Source organism: Amycolatopsis sp. NPDC004169 (genome assembly GCF_040610315.1).
In the GTDB taxonomy this organism is placed as follows: domain Bacteria; phylum Actinomycetota; class Actinomycetes; order Mycobacteriales; family Pseudonocardiaceae; genus Amycolatopsis.
Map to the genome: position 1 here is coordinate 1 of NZ_JBEXMD010000012.1, position 20,008 is coordinate 20,008.

Consider the following 20,008-nt stretch of genomic DNA (forward strand, 5'->3'; position numbering starts at 1 on the left):
GGGGTTGTGTTTGCCGGTGGGCTCGTTCAGCTTGTGGGGGTGTTGTGTCGCCCAGCGGGTGTGTGGGGGGGGGTCGGTCCCGGAGACCCCCAACACACCACGTCACCGTAGAACACGTGTTCGACTTACGGCAAGTCGGGTGGGTCGGGCGGCGGCTCGCCGGGCGAGGGGTCCGTCGCCGGCGGCGTGCTGGCCGAGCTTCCGCTCGCCGTGACCGCGGTGACCGTGGCCTCGAACGTGCCGCCGCTCGACGTCACGGTCACCTGGTCTCCGACCGCGAGTACCGGTTCGGCCGGCGGCGGCTCGACGGGCGGCGCGACGTTGGGCGGGCGCCCGGACAGGGGCGACCCGACCAGCGGGCTACTCACCGGCGGCCTCGGCGTCCGGCTCGACGTAGCACCCGGACACGTCGATCGTGGGGTCGTGGTGCGGCTTCGCGGCGCCGAGCACGTTCCCCGCGGCGTCGACGAGCTCGACGCGGGTCTCGGTGTCGGTGGCAACCGGGCGCACGAAGACCTGGACGTCCTCGCCCGTGATCGCGGTCGCGGTGAAGCCGTGGGCCTCGCCGCTCCAGCGGACCACGCCGGCAACAGTCTGGTTCCGGTGGTCGAGCACGGGCTCGGGCACGGTCATAGCGGGCGAACAGGCCGCCCCCGGGCACCAGGGCGGCGACTTCGGGCAGCAGCGCACCGGCGCCCAGGGTGTCGGCGGGCGCCGCGGCGGATGGCGGCTCGGGGTCGAGCCGGGTCGCGGGCTGGGAATCTTCGGGCATGGGGCTCTCCTGTTCAGGCGGCGAGGTCGAGGTCGATCAGGCGGGCTTCCGCGGCGTGGTGCGGTGGGAGGCCAGGCAGGAGCAGCAGCAGCTGCCCGGGGCCGAGGGTCCGCCGGCCGCTTCGGACCGGGCGGTCGAGGGCGAGCGGCGACACCCGCAGGCCGCGGGCTTTCGCCTTGCGGCGTGCGGTAATCCGGCGCTCGGACTCGTAGAGGGTGTGCGCGGCGCGGCAATCCGCGCACTTGCACCCCCACTTCGCGTACCGGCCGCTCGTGCCGTGCACGGGCATCACCGCGGGCGCGGTGTAGCCGAGCTCGGCGGTGACGACCTTGCGGTCCTTCCGGTCGAGGCCACCCCAGATCGCCCACGGCTCCCCGCGCTCAAGCGCATCGGTGGCGCACTGAGCCGGACGGGGCAGGCACGGCAGATGACGCGGCAGGCGTCGGCGGCCGGGCCCTTAGCGTCGATGAAGTCGAGCTCGGGGGAACAGGTCGCAGGCACCAGACTCGTGCCACTCCGGCACGACGCGCGGGAGCCGGGGCAGCTCGTCGCCGACGCCCCCGGGCGAACCTCGATTTCCAGCCAAAGGCGCCGTTCCCCCGCGCCCAGGTGGATCACCGGCATGTGCTTCGTCATGTAGCGCAGGGTGTCGTCCGGGACGAGCTCGAGCCCGACCCAGTCCCGGCGGGGGCGTCGCACGCGGCCTTGAGCGTCGGGTACAGGTTGTCGGCGTCCCGGCGCCGATTGTCGCCCGGCCGGTAGTGCAGGGAGACGACGAGGCACGAGCCGGCCGGGATCTCGGCACGGCGGGCGTCGTCACGGACGCCGAGGCGGAACGCCTGCGTGCGCTGGTTCTCCTGCGTCCAGTGCCAGCGGTCGTTGGCGGAGAGCGGCGGTTCGAGCTGGCCGCCGGTGCGGCGCCGCATCATCGGGACGTCCACCTCGAACGTCTGGACACGCGGGACGCCGGTACTGCAGTTGATCACGCGTCCTCCGTTGATCTTGTTGCAACCGGGCTACGGTCCGCGACTTCTCGGTCATGAGTTGGTGGGACGTGCTGAAAATCGGATTTCCGGCCGTTTTGACGTTCTTCGCCGGACGCGCATCGACGCGCCTCGACCGTCGACACGAGCAGCGGGACGCTGAGGCCGCGAAGGCGCCGGAGTTCACCGTCTGGCCTGACGGCGGCAGCCTCCGCCTCCAGAACACCGGCGACGGGCCTGCGACTGGCATCATGCTCGACTTCGGGGAATACCCGCGGGAACGCGTCCAACGGCTCCCCGACGGGCCGTTCGACCTGGCAGAGGGAGCCTCAATCATCTTCTACATGTCCAGCGGGCTCAACCTGCAGAAGCCGCCGGACGTCGTTGTCCGCTGCGCCGAGCTGGCCTCGCCGCGGCACGTCGCGATTCCGCGTTGAGCAGGGGGCCGAGAAGGCCCTGACCCACGATGGTGACCCGCGGCTCAAGCGACACGTGCTCAACGCCCGCCGCCAGCCGAGCCGCTACGGTGTGCTGATCCGCAAGGAGGCGCGGGACTCGCCGCACAAGATCGATCTCGCGGTGTGTCTGATCGACGCCCGTCACGTTCGCCGCCTCGTGCTCGCCTATCCGGAGTGGACCAAACGCGGACGCAAGCGGACCGGCAGGCTCCGCGCTTTTACATGAATCGTCGCTTCAATACGAATTTGCGAATCGATCTATATCTTTCTTTCTGTCGTTCGAGAAACCAATATTCTTGATCGGAGCCCGTTCTGGGTATCAGCTTCCAGGTAGTACCACTGTTGTCGCGAACGCTAATTCGCTTGATGATCACCTCAAGGTTTGCCACCCTGTCGCCATCCGAATTAACTTTGATGGAGTCGTAATGGCCTTCGATCACCTTGCTCACGCCCTCGATCCTTACCATTTCGCCCGGGGGGATGACAGAGTGACCCAAGCGGCCGTCTACCGAGAGCGGGAAGGGCTCCATCACTGGATTTGTAGGCCCATACTCACTAGCTGATCCCTTGCGGCGCAGCTGTCCGGACAATTCATACTCTCCAGCTACTAGATACACCGGCAGCTTGCTTGCGTTCTTCACGTGCAGCGTAGGGATTATGCGAGTAGAGGGCGTATCTGACGGCGCCGACTTCTCGAATTCAATCTCTCCCCAGAGTCCTACACTATCTATTTGACTACGTTTTTTGTGCGCCCTGTCCCTGATGATTACATATGCGGCCGCCGAGAAGGAAGCCGCCGAGAACCAAGACGGCACATTGCCCCAATCGAGCCCGAGATAGCCCACGTCGCTCCTTCGATTCTCTGCTGCAAGCCGAGTTAGAACGAGTCATCTTACCGGCTCCGCAGGAAGGAGACTGCGCCTTGTCGTTAACGCGCTCTCAAGCTGCTGATATTGCTCACTGGATCGAATCCGTCTGGCCGGACCAAGCTCGCAACAACCGAATTCTCCGCTACGTCCAGGGGATCACGACCTGCCGTTCGCTCCTCGCTCGGCCCGGCGGGCGTACCGCTGGTTGCTGGACCGGTCGCGGACGAACTGGTGTCGCCTGCTTATGCAGCTCTTGGCGCAGAACCTGTTCGTGGACGGCTTCCGCGCGCTCGGCGATGACCAGGCGGACGAGCCGCTGGGCTGGTCGCACTGGAACCTGAACGGCCTGGCGCGTCGCCAGGCGGCGGTGCACCGGGCCACGCCGAAGTACGGCTGGTCCTACACCACCGTCCTGCCCGGCGACACGGTCCGGCCATCCGAGGCGTGTCCCCGCGGAACGTGACCGCCGTCTATGCCGACGACGCCGACCCCTGACCGATCTACGTACTTCAGCGGAAAACGTCCTGACCCCGGACGGGCCGCGCCAGATCTACCGGCTGTTCGACGACCAGGCCGTCTACACCCTCGCCGAGAACGACCCCGGCGAGGGCCCGGCCTACCTCGACCACGCCGAACACAGCCTGGGCGTCTGCCCGATTGTCCGGTTCCTCGACGAAGACGACCTCGACGCCGACAGTCCCGAAGTGGTCGCGCCGGTCCTCGACATTCAAGACCGGCTCAACTACCAGACGTTCCTGCTCATGACGACCGGCGAGCACGGTGCGCACCGGCAGCGCTGGGCCGCCGGGCTGGAGCTAGACGACGAAGAAGAACCGCCGATCGGCCCGGACCGTCTGCCGCACTCCGACTCGCCGGAGACGCGGTTCGGGACGTTCGACTCCACAGACATGTCCGGCTACGTCGCCGTCCTGGAGCAGATCCTGCGGCACCTGGCCGCGATCACCCAGACCCCGCGGCGTGGGCACTGCACGGGTCGCTGTCCAACCTGGCCGCCGACACGATCGACGCCGCCGACGCCGGACTGCAGCGCCGGGTCGGCGAGCGGAAGACGTCCTACAGCGAGTCCTGGCAGCAGACCCTGCGGCTGTCCTGCCTCGCCGCCGGAGATGAGGCCGGCTGGCTAGACACCACGGCGGTCGTGCGCTGGCGCGGCACCTCGACCCGGTCCCACGCGGCCGTGGTCGATGCCTGGGGCAAGGCCGTGCAGATGCTCGACGTTCCTGCGCGAGCGACCTGGGAGCGGCTGCCGGGTGTCACCGATCAGGACGTGCCCCGCTGGGAGCAGATGCCCGCCAACCTCGACGGGCGCGCGCTCCTGGCCGACACCCTGGCCCGCGCCACCACCGACCCGACCGGGCGGTGACCGGTGGCCAGTACCCCGGCCGGGCGTGCGGTCACCGGCGCGTACCGCCTGGCCCAGGGCCGCGTCTCGGCGCGGGTCGTCGCTGACGTCCTCGGAATCTGGCGGCTGCTGGACCCCTTGCGGCTGTCCGATCCCGGCCGGACCGAACAAGTCCTGGCCGCGCTGGCCCGGCACCGCGACGACTCCGCCGAGCTGGCCGCGGACTACTACCGTGACTTCCGCCGCGCCGAGGTTCCCCGCGGCTGCGGCGTTCGCGCCGCGCCCCGCTGCGGCCGGCACCTCCGCGCCGTGGCGACGCCGAGCGCTGACCTCTCTGCGGGTGACCGGCACGCGCACCGTTGCCCGGCTCATCCTTGGCGGCTGGGACCCCGCGCGGGCCCTGGACAAGGCCGGTCCCGGCGTCGCGGCGACCAGCTCACGGCACGCACTCGCGGCCGGGCGTGACGTCGTCGACAACGCGTTGCGCGCCGACCCGGCCGCACGCGGATGGCTGCGCGTCACCGACTCAGACCCGTGCTGGTTCTGCGCGATGCTCGCCAGCCGGGGAGCAGGCGCCGGTACTCGGCCCCGACGTGAACGTAGTCGAGGGTGGCCGCCTGGCACGGCGGGCAGGTGGTCACGGTGGCCCTGCCGACCTCGGTGCCATCGAGGCGCAACTCGATCCGGCCGGCCATCGTCCCGGCGGGCGGCGGATGCGCGACGAGGACGAGCCCGTCACCCGGCGCCGCATCCGCGGCGTGCTGACTCATGACGTCGAGGTGCGCCCACTCCGCGAGGCGCCGGGCCCCGGGTTCGCAGGCTTCGTGGGTGCGGCAAACCTCGCACAGCGTGCTGTGCAGCCGGTAGCGGTGGCTGAAGGGCTTGAGCTGGCCGTAGAGCTCGAGCCGATGACCGCGCAGGCAGACCACGAGCGTGCCGGTCGTCGGCCGGACCGGGATTAGCCCGCCGAACTCACCGCGCGCCCCCGACCGGACGGCACCACCGACCTGGCCGTCGGCCACGGGCTGACTCACGATGGTCTGGGCCGGTTCTGGCGCCACCGTGGCGTCGTGCGGCTCATCCAGCGACCTCCGACAGCCGACCGCCGACAGTTGCCTCCACGGCTCCGATGGCGCCGTCGGAGCCGGGCAGCTGCAGCGCGACATGGCGTGGGCGAGCCGCCGCCCCGCGGCCTCGGCTGGTCGCGACGACCTCACGGGCATCCAGGTGGCCGAAACCATCGTCCGAGAGGCCGCGCCATCGACGCTTCGAGACGCCTAGCTCGAGATCGGCGCCCTGCCACGCGCCCGCGGAGATCAGGACCGCGCCCCGGTTGCGCACGCGTCCGGCCAGCCGACGCGCAAGTTGTGGCTGGATACCGCGGGCAGCGGCCGGGCCGAGCACGACCAGGTCGAAGCCGTCGATCAACGCCGACACGACTGCAACCAGTTCGACCCCGGGGTCCGGCACGAGTGCGAGCCGGTCCAGGTCCACGCCCAGCTCGGCGGCCGCCACCACTCCGAGGGCCGGCATGCCGGTGATCGCCGCCCAGGCTCCTTCCCGCGTCGCTTTGGCCAGCAGTGCCAAGATCAGCGCGGTCGAGCCCCGGACGGCGACGGTGCTGCCGCGCCGCAACCCACCGGGCACCAGCCCGGCGAGGGCCGGCGCTATCGGCAAGGACCCGGCGGACGCTGCCGTATCCAGGCTGGGCTCGCCGAGGTCCGCGGCCGTGCGGACGCCTGGGATCGCCATGAGCCCGGCCACCGCTTCCGGCACCACCACCACGCACCTCCAGCACCACGAACACGCACCGGAGACGCCCACGAGGGGAAGCCGCGAGCGAACCCGAACTCATCGAACACTTGTTCGAATACTGCGAGACGGTGCAACATCTGTCAAGCCGAGCTGGTCAAGGTCACCCTGCGAGGACCGCACCTGCAGCACTGAGCGGTCGTCCTCGTACTGGCTGTCACCGATCAGGGGTTTGACCAGCGCAAACACAGCGAGTGGGCGAAGCCCTGAGGGGCATGTGCGGGCCCGACCGGCTGCCGCAGGCGCGCCGCCCGCCGAGCGCGCTCATGCAGCGCGGCCGGGCCACGGCCACTGACGAGCTGAAGCTGCTCGCCAGCCGGTTCGATACCACAACGCGGCGGTGGAGTTGATCGACTACCGCGAACCGCACGACAACATCCACAGCGACCACCTGGCCGCGTTGGCAGAGGCGCCGAAGCTGTAGACGGTGGTGTCGAACAGCCTCCACTACACGCGCTCATGAAGCGGACACGCCGACGCCTCGATCGACGCGCACCGATCAGTGGAGGAACTGCAGGGCCGGCTGCCCGCCGCGACGACGGTGTGAGGCGGGTCCGTTCGTTCGGGTTGTGGTTGCGCCGGCTTCGACGGGCAGTAAGGTCCTGGTGGGGCACGTTCCGTCACATTGGTGGAACCTGGAGTAGGGGGATGGATGGCTGAGTTCGTGACGCCGTCATGACTGGACCGCGGCGGGATACGCGGCTGATGCAGCAGCAGGCCGGCGAGCTGGACACGAAGCTGGCCGCGGCCCGGTATACCGCACGCTCGGGCGACCAGCTGGTGACGGCCGTCGTCACAGGTCAGGGGAAGCTGCTCGACCTGCGGATCGAAGACCGGGCTCTGCATGGCGCCCATGCGCAGAGGCTCGGGCTGAGCATCGTCGAAGCCGTCCGCGGCGCCCGCGCCGCGGCCAGCGCCTCAGCGCTGCCGCAGCTGAACGCCCTGTTCGGCAAGCCACCGCCACCACCGCCGGTCCCCCTCGCCACGTCCCAGCACCGACCAGCCGAACCGCCGCCCGCCGCTGCCGCGGGTGCGCCGGCCCGGCGTGAGGCTGCGCCGCCGGACGAGGAGAGCTTCGAGGAGCTGGACTTCCTGACCGACGAGCCGGAGCCAGGAGGCGGACGCTGGTGAACACTGAAGAGTCGGTGTACAACCTCGCGAAAGAAATCGACGCACGAGTCGCCGCGGTGGAGCAGGCAGCCAAAACCGGTGAGGCCTTGCCCTTGATGCGCGACATTGCGGCCGGTCTCGGCACAGTGACCGTCGACGGCCTCGGCGGCCTGGTATCGGTAGACCTCGACCGCGGCGCGGTCGCCGGGCAGACCGGCGCCAGCCTCGCCGGGCACGTCCTGTGCGCCATCGCCGGCGCCGAATCGGCCGCCGCTGACCGGCGCAAGGCCATGATCGACGACGCTGCGCGGGAGAACCGATGAACAACGGCAACTTCACCAACCCCTTCGGCAACGCCGCGGCCGGCTCCGGCTTCGAGGTCTACCCCCAAGCCCTACGCGCAGCCACCGACGACGTGTTCGCCGCCCGCGACAAGGTGCTCAAGTTCGGCCAGCAGGACCTGGCGCAGGTGGTCCTGCGCGACGACGACGTGGGCATGCTGGGTGCCCGGGCTGGTGTCGTGGAGATGTTCAACAACGCCATCGCCCACATCCGCGACAAGACCGACAAAGGCGCGATGCAGCTGGGGCAGTTCGGCGAAGCGCTGGATAAGGCCGCCGACTACTACGACACCCAGGACGAGGCGGACTTCAAGCGCCTGCGCGACCTGGAGAAGGGCATGGGCTGACCCGTGAGCGCACCGACTGCCCCTCCGACACCCGCGGCGCCGCAGCCCTATCCCGAAGAATCCGACGGGAAGATCCGCAGGATCGCCGAGCTGCTCGACCGCGGCGACATCATCCAGCTGCTCAACGACGTCCGCAACAAGCTGCTGGGCAACGCGTTCCAGGTGCAGGACATGGCCATGGAGTTCGCGAAGAACCACACCCTCGCCGACGCCGGCGACGACATCGACAACGCCGTCCAAGCGGTGGCCGGCACCTGGAACGGGCGTGCCGCCGCCCAGTTCAACACCTACGCCGACCACGTCGGGAAAGCCCTCGGCGATCAGCAGGACGTCGTCGGCAGCATGTCCGGCATCCTCTCCGGGATCGCCGGCTGCGTGATCGCGACCTACAGCAAAGCCATCGAGTTCATCGGCACCTGCGCCGTCGAGCTCGGCAAGCTCGGCTACAAGACGATCGTCGCGATCGCGACCGCCGCGATTCCCATCGTCGACGTGTTCACCTCCAAGGACGTCATCGACGCGGTCGTGGACGCGTTCGCCAACCTCGTCACCGCCATCAACGGGCTGTTCGCCCAGGCTGTCACCACCCTGGGTGACTTCCGCGCGCAAGCCACCGCCATCGTGCAGGGCGACACCGACTTCCCCGACCTGCCCCCGATGCCCGCCAACTCCGGAATGGACAACGAGAAGCAATGGCGCATCGACCCCTCCGCAGCTCCCGCATGAGGACGCGAGTGCTCGGCTGCGCCGCTCTCGTATCGGTGAGCGTGCTCAGCGGATGCGGCCCGTCGACTCCCGAGCGCGTGCTGACCCAGCCACCCGCCCCCGCGCAGACCGGCGCGCCGCTGCCCCTGGACCAGGTCGACAAGCCCCTCGACCTGGCCAAGTTCGACACCGACCCGTGCAGCCTGCTCACCAAAGACCAGGTAGCCGCCGTCGTCGCCGACCCACCCGGCGACGTGAGCGCGTTCCGGAAGACCACCACGCCCATCTACGGCTGCTCCTGGGCCACACCCCTGGGCACGAACGCCACCGCCTCGAAACCAGCCAAAAACCCGCGCACCCTCACCGAACTGGCGGAGTCACCGGCACGGAAAGCCGACCTGTTCGAGCCGTGGACCGAAACCTCGATCGACGGCCTGCCCGCCATCGTCTACCACCAACGCGGCAGCACCGACGACTGCTCGGTCGCCGTCCAGGTCACCGACCAGCAGATGCTCACCTTCCAGATCACCGGGAAGGACCTGCCCCGCAACTACTGGGCCAACGACCGCTGCGGCGGGGTCGCGAAAATGGCTGAAGCCGTCATCGGCAACCTCCGCCAAAACTAGACAACACCTAGCCACGCGGTGTCGGCGAAAGCCGCGCCGAATCGTGGTCGGGGCTCGTGGACATCTCGCGGGCCGCCGCGATGAGGGGCTCGACGTCGCAGATGCCCTAACGCACTCGCAGACAACGACGCGCTAGCCGCGTCCTCGACTCTACAGGGCGTCCAGCCCGGTCTCGGGGTTCGGGTCCTCAGCGTTGTCCACGCCGGACATCATGTCGCTCATCAGGTGCACTTCCATGATCGGGAGTTACACCGCTCGTTTTACAGTCCCGATGATCGTCAGGACCTGGCAAGTCAGCGAAAGGTGATCCACTATAGGTCGCCGGGGGTTGGCGGCCGGGGTCTAGGTTTCGCTGCCGTCCGGATGACCACAACCCGGTACCGCCGGTACGGGCGTGCCGGTGAGGGTTGCGTGCGGCGTAGCGCGTCGGTAGCGGTCTCGATGACCAGCACAACGTGTGTAGCAGGACACTACCGAGCTGCCCCTGTGACGACGACTGGGGTACGCCTGCACGGCGCCGGGTACTGGTTCCGGACTGCAACGAGGTACGGCTAACTGAAGATCAAGTACGTGATGCCGGGTTGTCTAGGCCCGCGTGAGTCGGTGTCTCGTGCAGGAACTCTCTTGAGAATCCCGACGGTGTCGCGCTGGCAGTGTCCGGATTAAGGAGCGATGTTCCGGATCCGGTGAGGGTGTGGAGGGCGAGATTGTGGTGGCGGATTGTGGTGGTCAGGCCGGCTTCGCGCAGGATGGTGGCGTGTTCGCTGGCACTGGCGGGGGCGATACCGGCGCGTCTGGCGAGTTCGGTTGTGGTGCATCCGGGATGCTCGGCGATGGTGCACAGGACGGTCGCACGGGTCCGTCCGAGTAGGGCGGCCAAGCGGGCGAAAGTGAGGCCTGCCGCTATCGGCGAGTCGCCCTGGATGAGCAGAGGGTACGCGTCGCCATCTCCGGATTGGGCGGGATACGTGAGCAGGGGCTGTGATTCCGGGGAGGCGATGGCGAGCGGATGCGTCTCGGCGCCGAACAGCGAAGGAACGAGCAGCAAGCCGCGGCCGTCCAGGTGGATATCAGTGTAGAGCGGGATCGGTGTCTTCACCTCGAGAACGGGTGGGTTCCAGCGGATGTAGCGCGGGTTGAGCCCGGACAGCACCCGCTCGGCCCCGCCGTCGAGCAAGTCGCGGCCCTTGAGGACCCGGTCGGTGGCAACCGTGGTGCGCACGTGCGGCCAGTAGGGGGCCAGGGCCTGCTCGTACACAAGGGCGAAGGTGTCAAAGAGCTGGCGCCTTAGCTGCCGATCGTCGGCAAGCCGGTGCACCCAGCCAGGAATGGAACGGGACTCCGCGACACACAGAAGCGCGGTGCGGATCTCTCGTGACGAGATTGCCCGCGCCTCGTCCAGCAGCTGGTGCGCTTCGCCGGCCGAGGGTGGGAACAGGAACCCGGGTATCGATCCTGAAGGAGGTGCGAGATCGACGATCATCCGGGCTTGGGCCGGCAGCCGAGCCGTTACCTCCCTGCGCCAAGCCCCGAACCGCACGGGCTGAGCACGAGATTGCAGCTGCCGAAGGGCGGCCAGCAACTCCATCATCGCATACGGCCGGTCGTCCACGCGTGTGCGTGCCAGGTCCTCGACCGTGAAATGAAACCGGAATCCCACCGAAGTCCCCCTGGTTCAAGTCCAACATGACTCGCCCCTATTCTTGACCGATTCGCCCTCTTTCGGCAGAGGCCGAATGGGGGTGACTCCGTCTGAGTCCGCGGGCAGTCTTGGTGCAGGCGCTAACAGAACACCGGCGCCAAATCAACGGATCCAGCCGTTGAGGGGGCGGCTGGATTCGGGAGCGAAGCCCGACTCCTGTCGGATAAGTGAACACCATCAAGAACAGAACCGTCATAGAGAGATGAACCTCAACACAAAACTAACCGTCATGGGAAAGGATCGAAATGATCGGAAAGAAGTTCGCCATCAAGGCCGGGCTCACCACAGCCCTGGCCGCCGTGGCCGCCGTGGCGTCCACCGGGTCCGCCCACGCCGCTGTGGGCGCCGGCTGGGTGGGCTGGGGAGAGACGAACAACTCCCACGCCGTCTGGTGCGTCCAGAAGCTGATCGACGACTCGCCCTCGCCCGGGTACGCCACCACTGACGGCGCGTTCGGCCAGCAGACCTACACCGCCATCCAGAAATTCCAGCGCTGGGCAGGCCTGCCGGCAGACGGCGTCGTCGGCCCCTCGACCGGCGACGCGCTCCTGCTCGACTTCAGCGACTACTACGACAACTACTGCTACCACTACCTGCCCACCACGTACTAGCAGCGTGCCACGCAGCCCTGGCACACGCGACTGGCGTTCCGTGACCTCTACCGGAAGGAACCGGCTCGGCCGGCTTTGATCACGGTCACCCAGATCCGCTACGTCGTAAGCATGCTCCTCTTGGCTCCGCTCGGCGGCCGGCTGAAAAGGGCAAGCCGACCGTCGCCCTGCCGACCATCACCGGATGCCACGGCAGCAGCGGGCACAGCCACCGCGTACCCAATGCTGACCCCGTCGTCGACTATGAAGCCGGCGGAGCCGTCAGCCCGGCGCCGTTCTCCACGCGTTGCCCCTGTCAAGCGGCGGCCAAGATGGCCGACGGCAAGTCGTTGACCAGCGACAGGACAGATAGCCTGACGCGCCCGGCAGACTAACGCGTCAATCTATCTGGCCCTGTTCGGCTAACCCGCCACGCGTTCATGCGGTTGGGCGCCGGAGCCGTCGCCCCTGGGCGGCGGCCGTCTTGCCGCTGCCTCACGCTCGATAGCGAAGCCGACCGGTGATACAGGTTCGACCTGCGTCACAAGAGTCCGGCTTGACGAATGCGTACCCCCTGCCAGGCAGCAGTAGCGGCCCGGGCCCCTCACACGACTGTCTGTGAGTGAGACCGAAAACGCGGCGGGTAGCTGTGATCGTGTTGGGCGTCAGCACCGTCCTTCTTCTGTTGGATGCCGCGCTGAGGCAACTGCCGGACCAGCAATGGTGGCCGGGCTGGGCGGCGATCGGAGCCTGGCTGGGCCGGTGGTGGCCGCTGTTGCTCGCGCTGGTGCTGGCTGCTGCCACCGCCACGCTCATCAGGCACGGTTCCCCACGACCCACCGTCATCCCACCCATGTCGATCCGCTGGGAATCGGAACCGGGCCAGCCAGGTCTGCTGCCACGTGCAACGGTGACACCGGACGTGACGCCGCCGCCGCGGCGATGGAACTGGACAGCGATTACCTCGGTCGTGACCGCAGCCACCGCCCTGGCCGCTCTGGGATTCACTGCGCAGTCGCTGTCCGCGACCCGCACGCAGATCAACTTGTCCGAACAAGGCCAGATCACCGACCGCTACACGAAGGCTGTCGACCAGCTCGGCACCCAGGGGGCAGACCACCTCCAAACCCGCCTCGGCGGCATCTACGCCCTGGAACGCCTGGCCAGAGACTCACCCCGCGATCAAGCCACTATCATCGAGATCCTCAGTGCCTTCATCCGCAGCACGCTCCCGACCGCCACCGGAAAACCCGACGGCACCACCACCTGCGCCAGCAGCACGAACGTCCAGATCGATGTCAGAGCTGCCCTGTCGGTCCTCGGCCGACGCAACCACGACAACGACGCAGACACAATCGCCGACCTCCGCGGGGTCTGCCTCACCGGCGCCGACCTTGCCTACGTGAACTTCGGCGGCGCGAATCTATTTGAAGCCGACTTCACCAACGCCAACCTCATCGGAGCGCAGCTCGAACGCGCGAACCTCTACCGCACGCACTTCGCCGGCGCGCAACTCGACGGCGCGCACCTCGATCACGCGTACCTTGCCAGCGCGAACCTTGCCGGCATGAGGCTCATCGTGACCCAACTTAACGGCGCGAACCTCACCAACGCCAATCTCTCCCACTCAGACCTCGACGGCGCGGGCCTCGCCCACGCCGACCTTTCCTACGCGAACCTCACCGACGCGAGACTGTTCGAGGCGAACCTTTCGGGCGCCTACCTCGCTTACGCCCAGCTCGGCGGCACGACCCTCACCGAGGCCCACCTCAGCCACGCGGACCTCGCCCACGCGATCCTGAACGGGACGCAGGCCACTCGCGCTGACCTCGCCGACGCGAACCTCACGGACGCGAACCTCAGGCACGCGAACCTCACCGACGCGCACCTCACTCACGCGAATCTCTCCCAGGCAGACCTCGACTTGGCTGACCTCACGCGCGCTGACCTGACTGGCGCGCTGCATGACGACCGCACGTTCACACTCGGCGCTACGACGACTGGCACCGTAGGGGCCTGGTTTTGAACCGAAGAACGGGTCGCCATCGCCAAGTGATCGACTCGAACATGTTCGGACGTCGTTCCGGCCCGTGCAGGTGCAGATCCGGGCGTGTGATGGACCTGGGGGTCGCCAGGGACGCCATGTATCCAATTGCGGCCGCCAGCGCTGCCGAACCTGACAGCCCTGCGGGCCCACCTGCGGCGCCGACTGCGCCACGCTCTCCCCTCTGGCCGGCTGTCGCACCGCGGTTGCTCAACCGTGGGGATCGGCCAAGCTACCCACCCCGACGGCTGCTGTGCATGATCACGCTCGGCGCGAGGCCCGCCGAATCTCAAGTCCAATGTCACACGGCCACGGGAGTGACCAGAATGCCTGTCGGATGATCAGCTAGCTTGTCGCTCGACAACTCTCGCCTGCCGGCATGTCTTCCGTCACCACGCGTCCCAAGTCATTCTTTCGGCCTAATGCAGCCACACGTAGTCAGTCATGTTCCAGCGACGTGTGGTGGCGTACGCACAAGGCATTGGCAGCTCGCCAGTCCTACGGCGGGTCATGTCGACCAGGCTCCAGCCGCGCCACTTCCGACTGCGATCGCACCGCCAGAGTTGTGGAGACTCACGCAACCGAGCGCTGTGCCCCGAACACCACTGACGCCGGCGAGCCGCGGTCACTGCCTGCTGCTGAGCCGAACGGGTATCGGGGGCATTTCTCCCCGCCGGCTCGTTACAGCTCCGGGTTCCAGCGCGATACTGTCCCGATCACGGCCGGAAGGGATTGCTGCGTGAGTGTGCTCGGAGTGATCGCGGTCAAGCTCGGCGAGGTCGTCGTCAAGAGCGCTTGCGAGGCCGTGACCAAGAACGAACTCACCGGCGACATGGCTGTCACGGTCACCGCGGTCCTGGGCGGGCAAGCGGTATAAGGCCGCGCTCACCGGAAGCCCCGCCGGCACCTGGAGGAACGTGTGGACCGGGTCGCCGAAAAGGTACTGGAACTCTACGGGCACGAGTTCCGCGGCCTGATCGAAGACCCAGCGTGCCGTCGTAGTCCAGGCCGGCAAGGAGACGTTCGAGCAGGCACCGCCCGGTTCGGGACTGGTGCTCGGCGCCGACTTCGCCTCGCCCGCCGTCGAGCGCGCGATCGGGACAGCCACCGCCGGGTTCCGCCGGAGCTGCGCTTTACGACCTGCTTCTCCGCGAGGCGTGCCACGACCAACAGAATTAGACGCACGGCGCACCCGCTCGCACGCTCGACATCGTGGAGGCAGGTCCACGCGCCAGCGGACATCCAGCCGAAGCGATCTTCACCTCAGTTGATGCCGTTGTGCGAGGCCTCAGCCAGGTTGTCGCAAATCGCCCGAGGAGCCGTCACCGTACTTGACATAGATCCACGCCGGCGCAACAGTCTCCTTGACGCGGACCGTGACCTGCACGTACCGACGTGGCTGGCTGAGTGCACTGTGTCGGATGACCTCTTCGTAGAACCACGCCGACGCTATCAATGCCAGCGGGCCGGGCGATTGCGCAAGCTCCTGTTTGATAGCCGGAGAGTCGAGTAGCCGGAACGCATGAACGATCGCCTGCCCTGTCGCTCCGTATGCGTCATAACTGACCTCACCAGCATGCAGGACCAGCCTTAGACGGATCTGCTCGGTCAGCGAATGATCTTCGTTGTAACCAGCCAATGCCTGGGCCAGAATCGGAACAACCTGCTCGATGAAGATCGCTTTCGGATACGAAGACGGAGCCAGCACGAGGACACCGTCGCCGAGATCAACGTGCTGGCAATCGTCCCAAACAACACCAGAAGCCAGCAGTGCATGGTGGACGACCTCATACAGCCCGGCACGGACGGTAAGACGGTCGGCGTTGGTGCGATGAGGAGACGAGAACTCCTCGACATCGACAGCCACGATCGTCCGATGTACGGCATTCGAGCCGCGCTTCTGCAGCGCACACGTGACAGCTGATGCATCACGCGTCTGCGGCGCGGAATGTGCGTCGTCCATCCACAGCCGTCGCAGCCAGCGCCGCAACGAGCGCTGAGCGGCAGACGTGACTGGCGGCGTGTCCGCCGGCGACCGTGGCGTGTCGTTCGCGGCGCGTTTGGGCTGCTCTCGACGGTAGATGTTGTCTGGCGTGGGCATCTGGGCCACCTCCGCTGGGCCTGTTGTACGAGGCCGATCGTCCAGCTCGGAGGTTGACACTTCGGTTGCCATGAACAGGACAGATCCTTGACAGCCCCGGTAACCAGGGGCAACTACCTTGTTCGCGGGGCTAATGTGCACGTCATCGCGTCCCTGGCCGGCACTCCGCGGGGTGGCACAAGGAGCCCGATGGAGTTGAACATCCTGGGCAGCGTGGAGCTGCGGCTTGACGACCAGACAGTCGACTTCAAGCGTGCGAAGGAACGCTTCCTGCTCGGTGTGCTGGCGATGCGGCACGGCAAGCTCGTGAATGTTCAGACAGTCATCGACGCGCTCTGGGATGACCCACCCCTGCATGCCAGAAAAACTCTCCACGCCTACGTCAGCCGGCTGCGGGCCACTCTTCGCGGAACCGGGGCCGACAGCGAGATCCTCACTCAAGACGGGGGCTACAAGTTCGTCCGAGGGCAGGACTCCCTTGACTACCTCCGGTTTAAGGATCTCGTCCGCGCCGGCCGAGCAGCTCGCGAGACGAACGAGCTCGACACAGCCGCTGAGGCGCTCGACCAGGCAGTCACGCTGTGGCGTGGAGACGTCGTCGCAGGCCTGAATACAAGCTGGATGGAACGCCAGCGTGAAGACCTGGAAGACCGGGAGCTGCTACCCGCCTACCAGGCCTTGTGCACCATCGAGTTGCAGCGGGGCAACCTCCACGAAGTGCTGAAACGGCTTGATGCTGTGCCGGAACGGCACGAGCAGGATGTCACCTTCGCGGCGTTGCGGCTCAGCGCCCTGGATGGACTCGGACGGTTCGAGGATTTCGACGCCTGCTGGAGACAGATCTGGGACAGGTGCGCCGAGTCGTACGGCACCAGCCCACCTCGAGAGTTGCAGGAACACTACAGGAAGCTTCTCCAGGAACGCGAGCTGGTCGAACCTGCTGATCACCGCCGCACCCAAGCTGCGCTACGCGCCATTCCGCCCGCCCAGCTCCCACTCACCGTCAGTGAATTCATCGATCGGCCCGCTCATCTTGCCGAGCTGGAGAAGTTGCTGGTCAAGGCACAGATGAACGGGCCGACGTCAACCCTGGTCATCGTGATCACCGGGCCGGTCGGCGTCGGAAAGACTCAACTCGGGCTGCACTGGGCCCACACGATCCAGGAGCAGTTCCCCTATGGGCAGCTCTACGCCGACCTCTCCGGCTACTCCCCCACCCCCGCGCGCAGCCCGGACGACGTACTGGTTGAGCTGCTCGAATCGCTAGGAGTCGCTGCGCCGGACATTCCGATTTCACCGAGGTTGCGGGGCCACCAGCTGCGGACGAAGCTGGCGGGACGTCGGATTCTGCTGTTCCTGGACAACGCGCTCAACTCCGAACAGGTGATACCGCTCCTGCCGGGCAGCGCCGCCTCCGTGGTGATCGTGACCAGTCGCCACCGCCTGACCGATCTCGTCAACGATCACGGCGCCTACCGGCTGACCGTCGCAAGATTCACACCCGCCGAGACCGCGCAACTGCTGACGGCGCTCGTCCCCGAGCTGCACGCGCCGGCCGGCAACTTCACGGCCGAGGCCGCCAATCACTTGACAGGTGGCCTTCCCCGAGCCATCCGGATTCTCGCCGACGCCCTTACCACCACAACGGCGCCAGCCGACCCGCCTGCCCCTGGCGATCTGCTCCTGGCCGGCGAAACAGACAGCCGGACGCTGCTGGCATCGATCGCGTGGTCCTATGACAGCCTCCCGGCCGGCGCGGCCAGCACGTTCCGGACCCTGAGCATGCACATCGAGCCCACCCTCAGCGTTGCCGCGGCAACGGCGCTGGATGGCACCAGCCCGGATACGACCCGCTCTCACCTCAACGCTCTGTGTGCTCTGCATTTGATCGGCTCACACGGCCACGGCTACACGATGGACACGTTGACCCGGGCGGCCGGCGAGCGGATCGCCATGAAGGTGGACCCCGCCGACAGCCGAGCTCGCGCGCAGGTCCGCCTGCTCGACTGGATCAACGATTTCGCCACCGACATCGCCGAGACACTGGCACCCACGCGCCCCCGGCCGGAGACCGAAAGGCCCGGGTCGGAGGACGAATCCCGCGATTCCCACGCTGACGCGACGACATCGCTCGAGCGCGAACGCGCCAGCATCGCCGCGAACGTACGACGGGGAGCACGAACGCACCTTCCCCAGGTTGTCGCCATCCTCCGCACGCTCCGCCCGCATCTGCTGATCGGCGACAGCCTGCGCGACTGGCTCCACACACATGAGGAAGTTCGCGCTGCGGCGATCGCCGCACAGGACCACGGCAGCGAAGCCGAGGTGCTCGCCGGACTCGCTCAGCTGCACCACCATCTCGGCAACCCCGACGAATCACTGAAGTCGGCCCACGTCGCCGTCACCCTTTTCCGCACAACAGACAACCAACGCGGCGTCGCCGAGGCCCTCCTCTTCGTCGCCTCCCACTACAGCACGATCGGCGCGTACGAACTGGCCATCGCCAGAGCCCGCGAAGCACTGGAGATCCACGCGGACATCGACCAACCCGCTCTGGCAGCCCGCACACACCTTCAACTCGGAACCGACCTGCAACAAGCCAACGACCTCACAGCGGCACTCGGACACCTCACCGCCGCAGCAGACACCTTCCAGCGCCTACCCGACCACCGACAGCACGCAGCAACCCTGCTTCAGCTAGGCAAACTCGCCCGTCTGCAAAACCACCCCGACGAGGCGGCGGTCCACCTGCAGAAAGCCGCGACCCTGCACACTCACCACCCGGTCAACCACAGCCAGACCGTAGCGGTGCTTCTCGAGCTCAGCGAGACCAGCTTCGAACAAGGAGACTTCACCGAGGCGGTGCTACGCGCACGTGAGACCGTGGGTCTCTGTCGTTCTCCCGAAGACCACGTGAGTTCGGTGCGCGCGCACGTCACACTCGTGCGAGCACACGCCGCAACCGGACGGCAGGCTGACGCCTCGACCGAGTCCCGCCGAACGCTGGAGCTGATCGACGAAGTTCAAGACGAGGTGAATGAATATGTCCGAGAAGAATTCACCAAGCTCGGACTATGGCCCTAGTCGTGAGGGCTCTGAATACGTCTGGCGCGTGTTCCGATGTGCGGGAGCCTTCGCCAGTCCGCAACAGGTGCCATTCGCCCGAGGGAGATCGCTGCGGTCCGGCGGCACCGGTGAAGCGCGCTAACGACTCGTCAGGAATCCCGCAGCCAGCAGGCGGCAAGGCCCGTGGGATCGGACGGTGCGCAGTGCGGCTCCACTGCTCGACTGCCGCAGCTGAGGTCAGCGGCGCGAGCCCAACGCAGGCCCTTAGTGAGGTTGACCCCCATGTTGGACATGAATAGTTGCCGCCTCGGAGCGGGACTCAGGGCCGCGCCCGCCGGGCCCTCTCTTGATCACGCCGTCCGCCAAGTCAAAGGATCACCCCGGCAGACGAACGAGTGTTGACAACCACCTAGTCGTCGAGACGCGTATCATTTGCGCAGCAAAATACGACTATCAGAGCATCGACGCACTCCGTCGAAGATCAATAATCCTACAACCCGCGCTTCGGTGGTGGATATGTCTCTAGCGACCGATTTCTTACAAGAATGGATCAACAAGGCGGCTCAGCGCGAGCCCAGCATCACCCGCACGACCGCTCAGCGGTGGCCCCAGATCGGCCCACCGCCACACTTCAAGCCAGGTATCACGAGCTACGGCTGGGGCATCAACGGCACGCTGGTGAAGGATTCCAGCGGGCACGCGATCGGGTTGAAGTTCAGCAGGATCGAGGTGTGGTTCAGTGATCGTGGTCTGAATCTTGACAGCCCTCCACCGGACTCGGGTCAACAATTCTTGGGCACGAATGCCGACCGCGAGGAAATGACTTTCACCATCTCCGGGGACGCAGTAAAGCTGGACGTGAAGTTGACCACTTGGAGCAATAAACCTTTTTCCCGAAGTACCACCGTGTTTGACGAATTCAGCAACCAGCTCGTCTTCTTCAATTACCCTGCAGCTGGACCGGATCCGGTGACCGCGCTGTTAGTTGTCAGTTTCGCCGACACAGGCGCATTCGGTTGGGTGTAGAACAAGGTCGGCAAGCAGGTCGCCGACCGGACGGGTGAGGGCAACGACGAAGCCCGCGGACTACCCGCGTACCGGTGGTCGTCGAAACACATG

At 67.0% G+C, this 20,008-nt stretch carries 25 protein-coding genes; 15 read left to right on the forward strand and 10 right to left on the reverse strand.

Translation table 11 applies throughout. The features are described from left to right. Positions 1–125: 125 nt before the first annotated feature. The 4 genes from ABZX11_RS18095 to ABZX11_RS18110 form a co-directional block, all read right to left on the reverse strand. Positions 126–368, reverse strand: a complete 243-nt coding sequence (locus tag ABZX11_RS18095) for a hypothetical protein (RefSeq protein ID WP_354914149.1) — start codon at positions 366–368, stop codon at positions 126–128. Then, positions 361–627, reverse strand: coding sequence for a hypothetical protein (locus ABZX11_RS18100; protein ID WP_354914151.1), 267 nt, complete (start codon positions 625–627; stop codon positions 361–363). Before ABZX11_RS18100 ends, ABZX11_RS18095 begins: the two co-directional genes overlap by 8 nt. Positions 628–785: 158 nt before the next feature. After that, a complete protein-coding gene (locus ABZX11_RS18105; RefSeq protein WP_354914153.1) occupies positions 786–1,055 on the reverse strand; it encodes a hypothetical protein in 270 nt (89 codons plus the stop codon). A 349-nt stretch (positions 1,056–1,404) separates the two neighbouring features. Next, on the reverse strand, positions 1,405–1,758 hold the full coding sequence (locus ABZX11_RS18110) for a hypothetical protein (RefSeq protein WP_354914155.1): 354 nt from the start codon (positions 1,756–1,758) through the stop codon (positions 1,405–1,407). 53 nt (positions 1,759–1,811) lie between these two features. Here ABZX11_RS18110 and ABZX11_RS18115 point away from each other — a divergent pair, with 53 nt between their 5' ends. Together ABZX11_RS18115 and ABZX11_RS18120 are read left to right on the forward strand one after the other, a co-directional pair. Further along, on the forward strand, positions 1,812–2,192 hold the full coding sequence (locus ABZX11_RS18115) for a hypothetical protein (RefSeq protein ID WP_354914157.1): 381 nt from the start codon (positions 1,812–1,814) through the stop codon (positions 2,190–2,192). Between the two features lie 55 nt (positions 2,193–2,247). After that, on the forward strand, positions 2,248–2,439 hold the full coding sequence (locus ABZX11_RS18120; protein ID WP_354914159.1) for a hypothetical protein: 192 nt from the start codon (positions 2,248–2,250) through the stop codon (positions 2,437–2,439). On the opposite strand, the gene ABZX11_RS18125 is transcribed toward ABZX11_RS18120, so the two are convergent. Then, the gene (locus tag ABZX11_RS18125) at positions 2,432–3,058 is read right to left on the reverse strand and encodes a hypothetical protein (RefSeq protein ID WP_354914161.1); all 627 of its coding nucleotides are present in this window, start codon (positions 3,056–3,058) and stop codon (positions 2,432–2,434) included. The two genes, ABZX11_RS18120 and ABZX11_RS18125, sit on opposite strands and share 8 nt — an antisense overlap. 268 nt (positions 3,059–3,326) lie before the next feature. Between ABZX11_RS18125 and ABZX11_RS18130 the strand changes: the two genes are divergently transcribed. After that, complete coding sequence (locus ABZX11_RS18130; protein ID WP_354914163.1) at positions 3,327–3,545, forward strand: hypothetical protein; 219 nt, start codon at positions 3,327–3,329, stop codon at positions 3,543–3,545. Between the two features lie 46 nt (positions 3,546–3,591). Here the strand turns inward: ABZX11_RS18130 and ABZX11_RS18135 are convergent, their stop codons facing one another. Then, positions 3,592–3,870, reverse strand: coding sequence for a hypothetical protein (locus ABZX11_RS18135; protein WP_354914165.1), 279 nt, complete (start codon positions 3,868–3,870; stop codon positions 3,592–3,594). A 371-nt stretch (positions 3,871–4,241) separates the two neighbouring features. Between ABZX11_RS18135 and ABZX11_RS18140 the strand changes: the two genes are divergently transcribed. Both ABZX11_RS18140 and ABZX11_RS18145 read left to right on the forward strand, forming a co-directional pair. Beyond that, positions 4,242–4,466, forward strand: coding sequence for a hypothetical protein (locus tag ABZX11_RS18140; RefSeq protein WP_354914167.1), 225 nt, complete (start codon positions 4,242–4,244; stop codon positions 4,464–4,466). Between the two features lie 3 nt (positions 4,467–4,469). Then, positions 4,470–4,910 (forward strand): hypothetical protein, encoded by a 441-nt coding sequence (locus ABZX11_RS18145; protein ID WP_354914169.1) that lies wholly within the window; start codon positions 4,470–4,472, stop codon positions 4,908–4,910. A 53-nt stretch (positions 4,911–4,963) separates the two neighbouring features. On the opposite strand, the gene ABZX11_RS18150 is transcribed toward ABZX11_RS18145, so the two are convergent. Both ABZX11_RS18150 and ABZX11_RS18155 read right to left on the reverse strand, forming a co-directional pair. After that, positions 4,964–5,467, reverse strand: a complete 504-nt coding sequence (locus tag ABZX11_RS18150) for a GNAT family N-acetyltransferase (protein WP_354914171.1) — start codon at positions 5,465–5,467, stop codon at positions 4,964–4,966. Positions 5,468–5,522: 55 nt separating this feature from the next. After that, positions 5,523–6,227 carry a hypothetical protein gene (locus ABZX11_RS18155; RefSeq protein WP_354914173.1) on the reverse strand — a complete coding sequence of 235 codons (705 nt, stop codon included), beginning with the start codon at positions 6,225–6,227 and terminating at the stop codon, positions 5,523–5,525. 735 nt (positions 6,228–6,962) lie between these two features. On the opposite strand from ABZX11_RS18155, the gene ABZX11_RS18160 reads away from it, so the two are divergent. The 5 genes from ABZX11_RS18160 to ABZX11_RS18180 are packed head-to-tail and all read left to right on the forward strand — an operon-like array spanning position 6,963 to position 9,386. Further along, positions 6,963–7,388 (forward strand): YbaB/EbfC family nucleoid-associated protein, encoded by a 426-nt coding sequence (locus tag ABZX11_RS18160; protein WP_354914175.1) that lies wholly within the window; start codon positions 6,963–6,965, stop codon positions 7,386–7,388. Continuing rightward, positions 7,385–7,690: a hypothetical protein gene (locus tag ABZX11_RS18165; protein ID WP_354914177.1), complete on the forward strand. Its 306-nt coding sequence runs from the start codon at positions 7,385–7,387 to the stop codon at positions 7,688–7,690. The genes ABZX11_RS18160 and ABZX11_RS18165 overlap by 4 nt, the downstream gene beginning before the upstream one ends. After that, positions 7,687–8,055: a hypothetical protein gene (locus tag ABZX11_RS18170; RefSeq protein ID WP_354914179.1), complete on the forward strand. Its 369-nt coding sequence runs from the start codon at positions 7,687–7,689 to the stop codon at positions 8,053–8,055. Before ABZX11_RS18165 ends, ABZX11_RS18170 begins: the two co-directional genes overlap by 4 nt. Before the next feature lie 3 nt (positions 8,056–8,058). Next, positions 8,059–8,781 carry a hypothetical protein gene (locus tag ABZX11_RS18175; protein WP_354914181.1) on the forward strand — a complete coding sequence of 241 codons (723 nt, stop codon included), beginning with the start codon at positions 8,059–8,061 and terminating at the stop codon, positions 8,779–8,781. Beyond that, positions 8,778–9,386, forward strand: coding sequence for a DUF3558 domain-containing protein (locus ABZX11_RS18180; RefSeq protein ID WP_354914183.1), 609 nt, complete (start codon positions 8,778–8,780; stop codon positions 9,384–9,386). The genes ABZX11_RS18175 and ABZX11_RS18180 overlap by 4 nt, the downstream gene beginning before the upstream one ends. Positions 9,387–9,948: 562 nt before the next feature. On the opposite strand, the gene ABZX11_RS18185 is transcribed toward ABZX11_RS18180, so the two are convergent. Then, the gene (locus ABZX11_RS18185) at positions 9,949–11,046 is read right to left on the reverse strand and encodes a winged helix-turn-helix domain-containing protein (protein ID WP_354914185.1); all 1,098 of its coding nucleotides are present in this window, start codon (positions 11,044–11,046) and stop codon (positions 9,949–9,951) included. Between the two features lie 287 nt (positions 11,047–11,333). Between ABZX11_RS18185 and ABZX11_RS18190 the strand changes: the two genes are divergently transcribed. From ABZX11_RS18190 to ABZX11_RS18200, 3 genes are all read left to right on the forward strand, one after another. Continuing rightward, the gene (locus tag ABZX11_RS18190; protein WP_176170970.1) at positions 11,334–11,699 is read left to right on the forward strand and encodes a peptidoglycan-binding domain-containing protein; all 366 of its coding nucleotides are present in this window, start codon (positions 11,334–11,336) and stop codon (positions 11,697–11,699) included. Between the two features lie 628 nt (positions 11,700–12,327). Further along, positions 12,328–13,704: a pentapeptide repeat-containing protein gene (locus ABZX11_RS18195; RefSeq protein WP_354914187.1), complete on the forward strand. Its 1,377-nt coding sequence runs from the start codon at positions 12,328–12,330 to the stop codon at positions 13,702–13,704. Between the two features lie 757 nt (positions 13,705–14,461). Continuing rightward, positions 14,462–14,599, forward strand: coding sequence for a hypothetical protein (locus ABZX11_RS18200; protein ID WP_354914189.1), 138 nt, complete (start codon positions 14,462–14,464; stop codon positions 14,597–14,599). Between the two features lie 411 nt (positions 14,600–15,010). On the opposite strand, the gene ABZX11_RS18205 is transcribed toward ABZX11_RS18200, so the two are convergent. Next, entirely contained in the window at positions 15,011–15,823 is an 813-nt protein-coding gene (locus ABZX11_RS18205; RefSeq protein WP_354914191.1) for a hypothetical protein, read from the reverse strand. A 189-nt stretch (positions 15,824–16,012) separates the two neighbouring features. On the opposite strand from ABZX11_RS18205, the gene ABZX11_RS18210 reads away from it, so the two are divergent. After that, positions 16,013–18,907, forward strand: coding sequence for a BTAD domain-containing putative transcriptional regulator (locus ABZX11_RS18210; RefSeq protein ID WP_354914192.1), 2,895 nt, complete (start codon positions 16,013–16,015; stop codon positions 18,905–18,907). A gap of 498 nt (positions 18,908–19,405) precedes the next feature. Then, positions 19,406–19,915: a hypothetical protein gene (locus ABZX11_RS18215; RefSeq protein ID WP_354914194.1), complete on the forward strand. Its 510-nt coding sequence runs from the start codon at positions 19,406–19,408 to the stop codon at positions 19,913–19,915. The last annotated feature ends 93 nt before the right edge of the window (positions 19,916–20,008 follow it).